This is a genomic window from Sphingosinicella terrae, assembly GCF_003347635.1.
Taxonomy (GTDB): Bacteria; Pseudomonadota; Alphaproteobacteria; order Sphingomonadales; family Sphingomonadaceae; genus Allosphingosinicella; species Allosphingosinicella terrae.
This window is the reverse complement of record NZ_QDFY01000028.1, coordinates 1-4,655: the sequence shown is the minus strand read 5'-3', so window position 1 is coordinate 4,655 and position 4,655 is coordinate 1. Positions and strand designations below refer to the sequence as shown.

General features: G+C 66.7%; 6 protein-coding genes. All 6 read right to left on the bottom strand.

Annotated elements, in window-relative coordinates; translation table 11 throughout:
- Positions 1–91, bottom strand: a 91-nt coding sequence (locus tag DDE10_RS22980; RefSeq protein ID WP_162806809.1) for an NAD(P)-binding domain-containing protein, incomplete at its 3' end; no start/stop codon positions are given.
- Between the two features lie 45 nt (positions 92–136).
- Positions 137–910, bottom strand: coding sequence for an enoyl-CoA hydratase (locus tag DDE10_RS22975; RefSeq protein WP_114955148.1), 774 nt, complete (start codon positions 908–910; stop codon positions 137–139).
- Complete coding sequence (locus DDE10_RS22970) at positions 907–1,950, bottom strand: enoyl-CoA hydratase/isomerase family protein (protein ID WP_114955146.1); 1,044 nt, start codon at positions 1,948–1,950, stop codon at positions 907–909. Before DDE10_RS22970 ends, DDE10_RS22975 begins: the two co-directional genes overlap by 4 nt.
- 118 nt (positions 1,951–2,068) lie before the next feature.
- Positions 2,069–3,211 carry an acyl-CoA dehydrogenase family protein gene (locus DDE10_RS22965; protein WP_114955145.1) on the bottom strand — a complete coding sequence of 381 codons (1,143 nt, stop codon included), beginning with the start codon at positions 3,209–3,211 and terminating at the stop codon, positions 2,069–2,071.
- The gene (locus DDE10_RS22960; RefSeq protein ID WP_114955147.1) at positions 3,208–4,149 is read right to left on the bottom strand and encodes a polysaccharide deacetylase family protein; all 942 of its coding nucleotides are present in this window, start codon (positions 4,147–4,149) and stop codon (positions 3,208–3,210) included. Before DDE10_RS22960 ends, DDE10_RS22965 begins: the two co-directional genes overlap by 4 nt.
- An 11-nt stretch (positions 4,150–4,160) precedes the next feature.
- Positions 4,161–4,655, bottom strand: a 495-nt coding sequence (locus DDE10_RS22955; RefSeq protein WP_114955144.1) for an aldehyde dehydrogenase family protein, incomplete at its 5' end; no start/stop codon positions are given.

Below are 4,655 nucleotides of genomic sequence, written 5' to 3'. Positions count from 1 at the left end.
CGAAGGCACGCACGTCATGGCCCGCCTTGGCGAGATTGGCCGCCATGCCGCCGCCCATATTGCCCAGCCCGATGAAACCTAAACGTGCCATGTCGGTCCTCTCCTTGCCCTCTCCTTGTGGGAGAGGGGAGCTATTCTATCTGCCCTTCCAGTCGGCCGCCCGCTTGTCGACGAACGCGGCCATGCCTTCCTTCTGGTCCTCGGTACCGAACAGGCCGTGGAACAGCCGGCGCTCGAACGCGATGCCCTGGGACAGGGAAGTCTCGAAGGCGGCGTTGACCATCTCCTTGGTGGCCATGGCGGCGAGTGGCGCCATGTCGGCGATCTGCTCGGCCGTCTTCAGCGCTTCCTCGAGCAGCGTGTCGGCGGGAACCACGCGGGCAACGAGGCCGGAGCGCTCGGCCTCCTCGGCATCCATCATCCGGCCGGTGAGGCACATCTCCATCGTCTTCGCCTTGCCGATCGCCCGCGCCATGCGTTGCGATCCGCCCATGCCGGGCGTGACGCCGAGCTTGATCTCGGGCTGACCGAACCTGGCATTGTCCGCGGCGATGATGAAATCCGCCATCATTGCCACCTCGCAGCCGCCGCCCAGCGCGTAGCCGGCAACGGCGGCGATCCACGGCTTGCGGGTCGCCGTCACCTTCTCCCAGCCGGCGAAGAAGTTGCTCGCATACATGGCGGCGAAGCCCTGGTCCGACATCTCCTTGATGTCGGCGCCCGCGGCGAAGGCCTTCTCGCTCCCGGTGAGGATGGCGCAGCGCTGGCTGTCGTCCGCGTCGAAGGCGGCGAAGGCGTGGATCAGCTCGGCGAGCACCGCGCTGTTGAGCGCATTCAGCGCCTTGGGCCGGTTGAGCTTGATCAAAGTCACCGCCCCGCGAGGCTCGACCAGGATGTTCTCGTAATTCATAGCGGCGTCCATTCCTCTTCCTTCGGTAGCGGCGCGAAGATCGCTTCCACCCGTTCGCGGGTGACGGCCTCCGGGGTGGCCGGATCCCAGCGCGGCGCATTGTCCTTGTCGACGAGCAGAGCGCGGACGCCCTCGCGGAAATCGTGCTCCCGCACGATCCGCGAGGCGACCGCAAATTCCTGCCGCATCTCGTCCGCGAAGCTCGGCATGGCCGCACCCTCCTCGAGCAAGCGGAGCGATACCTTGCATGACAAGGGACTCTTGCCGCGCAGGGTCGCCAGTTCCTTTGCCGCCCAGGCCGATCCGTCCGTCTCGAGCGCGGCCAATATCACCTCGAGGGTCGAGCCGGCGAACAGCCTGTCGATCTCGGCGCGGTTGCGCTCGATCCGCGCCTCCGGCGGAGATGCGCTCGCCTCGGCCAGGATCGTCTCGACTGCCTCTGGCCTCTCGACGAGGCGAGCCTTGACGTCGTCCAGAGCGTCGGCGGGAATGAAATGCGTGGCGATCCCGAGAGCCAGGCATTCGGCGCCGTCGAGCCGGGCGCCGGTCAGCGCCAGGAAATGCCCGGTGCGGCCGGGGAGGCGCGAAAGATACCAGCCGCCGCCGACGTCGGGAAACAGCCCGATCGTCGTCTCCGGCATGGCATAGCGCGTATTCTCCGTCGCGACGCGAAAGCGACAGGGCTGGGAGATGCCGACGCCGCCGCCCATCGTGATCCCGTCCATGAAGGCGACGGTCGGCTTGCCGTAGGTGAAGAGGAGGTGGTTGAGCCGGTATTCGGCGTGGAAGAAGGCACGCGCCTCAGTTCCGTCGCCGGCGCCGCTGTCACGCAGCATCACGACGTCGCCGCCGGCGCAGAAGCCGCGCCCTTCCGCGTGATCGAGGACGACGAGCCGGACGGCGGGGTCGTCGCGCCAGGCAAGCAGCGCTTCGGTCATCGCGATGCACATGCCTGTGGTGAGGGCATGGATCGTCTTGGGCCGGTTGAGCCGGAGGCGGCCAACGGGACCTTCTCTTTCGACGACTACATCAATACTCATGCAATCAGCATACCTCGTTCGTCCCGAGCGTAGTCGAGGGGCGGGTGTGATGAGTCCGTGCCGGCGCCCCTCGACTTCGCTCGGGACGAACGGACGCGGGAGTGAAAAGGCACTCCGATCACTGCCGGGTCAGCTCCCGCCCGACGATCATGCGCATGATCTGGTTGGTGCCTTCCAGGATCGAATGGACCCTGAGATCGCGCCAGAAGCGCTCGATCGGATAATCCTGGAGATAGCCATAGCCGCCGTGCAGCTGGAGCGCGCGGTCGACCACCGACGATCCCGCGTCGGTGGCGAGTCGCTTCGCCATTGCTGCGAACTTGGTCTTGTCGGGCGCGTTCTCGGTCACCTTCACCGCCGCCGCATAGAGCAGCACGCGTGCCGCCTGAAGCTCCGTCTCCATGTCGGCGAGCATGAACTGGGTGTTCTGGAAATCGCCGATCGCCTGGCCGAACTGCTTGCGCTCGCGCGTGTAATTGACTGCCTCGTCGAGGCAGCGCTGGGCTCCGCCCAAGGAGCAGGCGCCGATATTGAGGCGGCCGCCGTCGAGGCCCATCATCGCGATGCGGAAGCCCTCGCCCTCACCGCCGACGAGATTCTCCAACGGGACGCGGACCTCGTCGAAATTGACCTGGGCAGTGGGCTGCGAATGCCAGCCGAGCTTCTTCTCCTGAGCGCCGAAACTGACGCCCTCCATGTCCTTCTCGATCACCAGGCAGGAAATGCCCTTCGGCCCCTCCTGGCCCGTGCGGACCATGGTGACGTAGAGCTCGTTCTCGCCGCCGCCGGAAATGAAGGCCTTGGAGCCGGAGACGACATAATGGTCGCCGTCCTTGACCGCGCGCGTCTTGAGGGCGGCGGCGTCCGACCCCGAGCCCGGCTCGGTCAGGCAATAGGAGCCCATCCGCTCCATCGTCACCATCGAGGGCAGATATTTTTCCTTCACGGCCGCCGATCCGAAGCGGTCGATCATCCAGCTCGCCATATTGTGGATCGAGATGAAGGCGGAGGTGGAAGGGCAGCCATAGGCCATGGCTTCCATGATCAGGGCCGCCTCGAGCCGGCCCAGGCCGATGCCGCCGCTCTCCTCCGACACGTAGATGGATCCGAAGCCGAGCTCGGCCGCCTGGCGGATCGTGTCGCGCGGGAAGATATGCTTCTCGTCCCATTCCGCCGCCTGAGGGGAGATCGCGTCGGCGGTGAACTGGCGCGCCATCTCCTGGATCTGGCGCTGCTCCTCGGTGAGGTCGTACTGGCTCATTCGTCTTCCGTCTGGTGAAGGACGCGGCTGTTGAATTGGCGCGTCAGATGATCTTCCTCGGTCCATTCCGAGACGAGCTCGCGTGCCGGCCGACCGCCCCGGACATGGGCGAGGGCGGCGATGCGGCCGCCGCCGAGGAAAAGGGTATCGGGCTCGGCCACAGCGATCGGATCGGCATAGGCTTCGTCGGCGGTGATGATCTCCCAGCCGTCGGCGCGCAGCGCGGCGACGGCGTCGTCGATGTACAAGGCGGCGATGTCGGTCTCGTGAAGGAGGATCATATGCGCCGGCGAGCGGCCGAGCGTCTCGCGCGCCACGGAGTCGGTGAAGTTCGACGCCTCGACGATGCTCTCGACGTAAAGGTCGCGGAGCGCGTCGCGATCGATCTCGCGGCCGGCGGCGACCGCCTCCTTGAGCCTTTCCTCGATGAACCAGTCATAGGTGTCGACGGTGACGTAGCCATTGGCGAGGCTCCGCTCGCGAAGCGCCGCCCTCAGCGCATCGCGCCGCTCGCGCGTGTCGCGGCCTTCGTCGAGGAATGGAAAGCGGTACCAGGGCCGGTAGCCCGGCCGGCCCTGCAGCCAGGCCGAGGCGCGGTCGATGTCGGCGACATAATCGGCCACCGGGGTGCTGTGCGCCCAGCCATGGCTGTGCGAGTGGTTGGCGATGACGTGGCCGGCGGCGACATAGGCCTGGATCCGGTCCTCGCCGCCGCTCCCGTGCGGATGTTCGAGATTGCCGGTGGTGACGAAGAAGGCCGCCTGGTCCACGCCGCCCCGCTCGAGCGCGGCGATCAGCATGACCGTCCTCTGGTCCGGCGTCAGCCATGCCCCGGGCGCCCGAGGGATGTCGTCGAAGGAGAGCGCGATCCGCTTCTGCGCCGCCGCCGGCGAGGCGGCGGCGACGAGCAGAGCGGCGATGAGGAGGATGAGGCGCATGGACGACGCCATCACCCCATGGTCGGGATGACGAAGGCGTTCTCGCCGGTGGGCGAGCCGTCGGGCCAGCGCTGGGTGATGGTCTTCACCTTGGTCCAGAAGCGGACGCCTTCGGGTCCGTGCTGGTTGATGTCGCCGAAGCCCGAGCGCTTCCAGCCGCCGAACGTGTGATAGGCGACCGGCACCGGAATGGGCACGTTGATCCCGACCATGCCGACATTCACCTGGTGGGCGAACTCGCGGGCGGCATGGCCGTTGCGGGTGAAGATGGCGACGCCGTTGCCGTATTGATGCTCGCTCGGAAGCCTGAGCGCCTCTTCGAAGCTGTCGGCGCGGACCATCTGCAGGACCGGCCCGAATATCTCCTCCTGGTAGGAGCGGAAATCGGGCTTCACATGGTCGAAGAAGGTCGGGCCGATGAAGAAGCCTTCCTCATGGCCCTGGAGCGAGAAGCCGCGGCCGTCGACGACGAGCTCGCCGCCCTCGTCGGCGCACATCTGGATGTA

Excerpts from the sequence above, each read along its gene's own strand:
- DDE10_RS22975 (WP_114955148.1), bottom strand. The coding sequence starts at position 910 with ATGAATTACGAGAACATCCTGGTCGAGCCTCGCGGGGCGGTGACTTTG.
- DDE10_RS22970 (WP_114955146.1), bottom strand. The coding sequence starts at position 1,950 with ATGAGTATTGATGTAGTCGTCGAAAGAGAAGGTCCCGTTGGCCGCCTC.
- DDE10_RS22965 (WP_114955145.1), bottom strand. The coding sequence starts at position 3,211 with ATGAGCCAGTACGACCTCACCGAGGAGCAGCGCCAGATCCAGGAGATG.
- DDE10_RS22960 (WP_114955147.1), bottom strand. The coding sequence starts at position 4,149 with ATGCGCCTCATCCTCCTCATCGCCGCTCTGCTCGTCGCCGCCGCCTCG.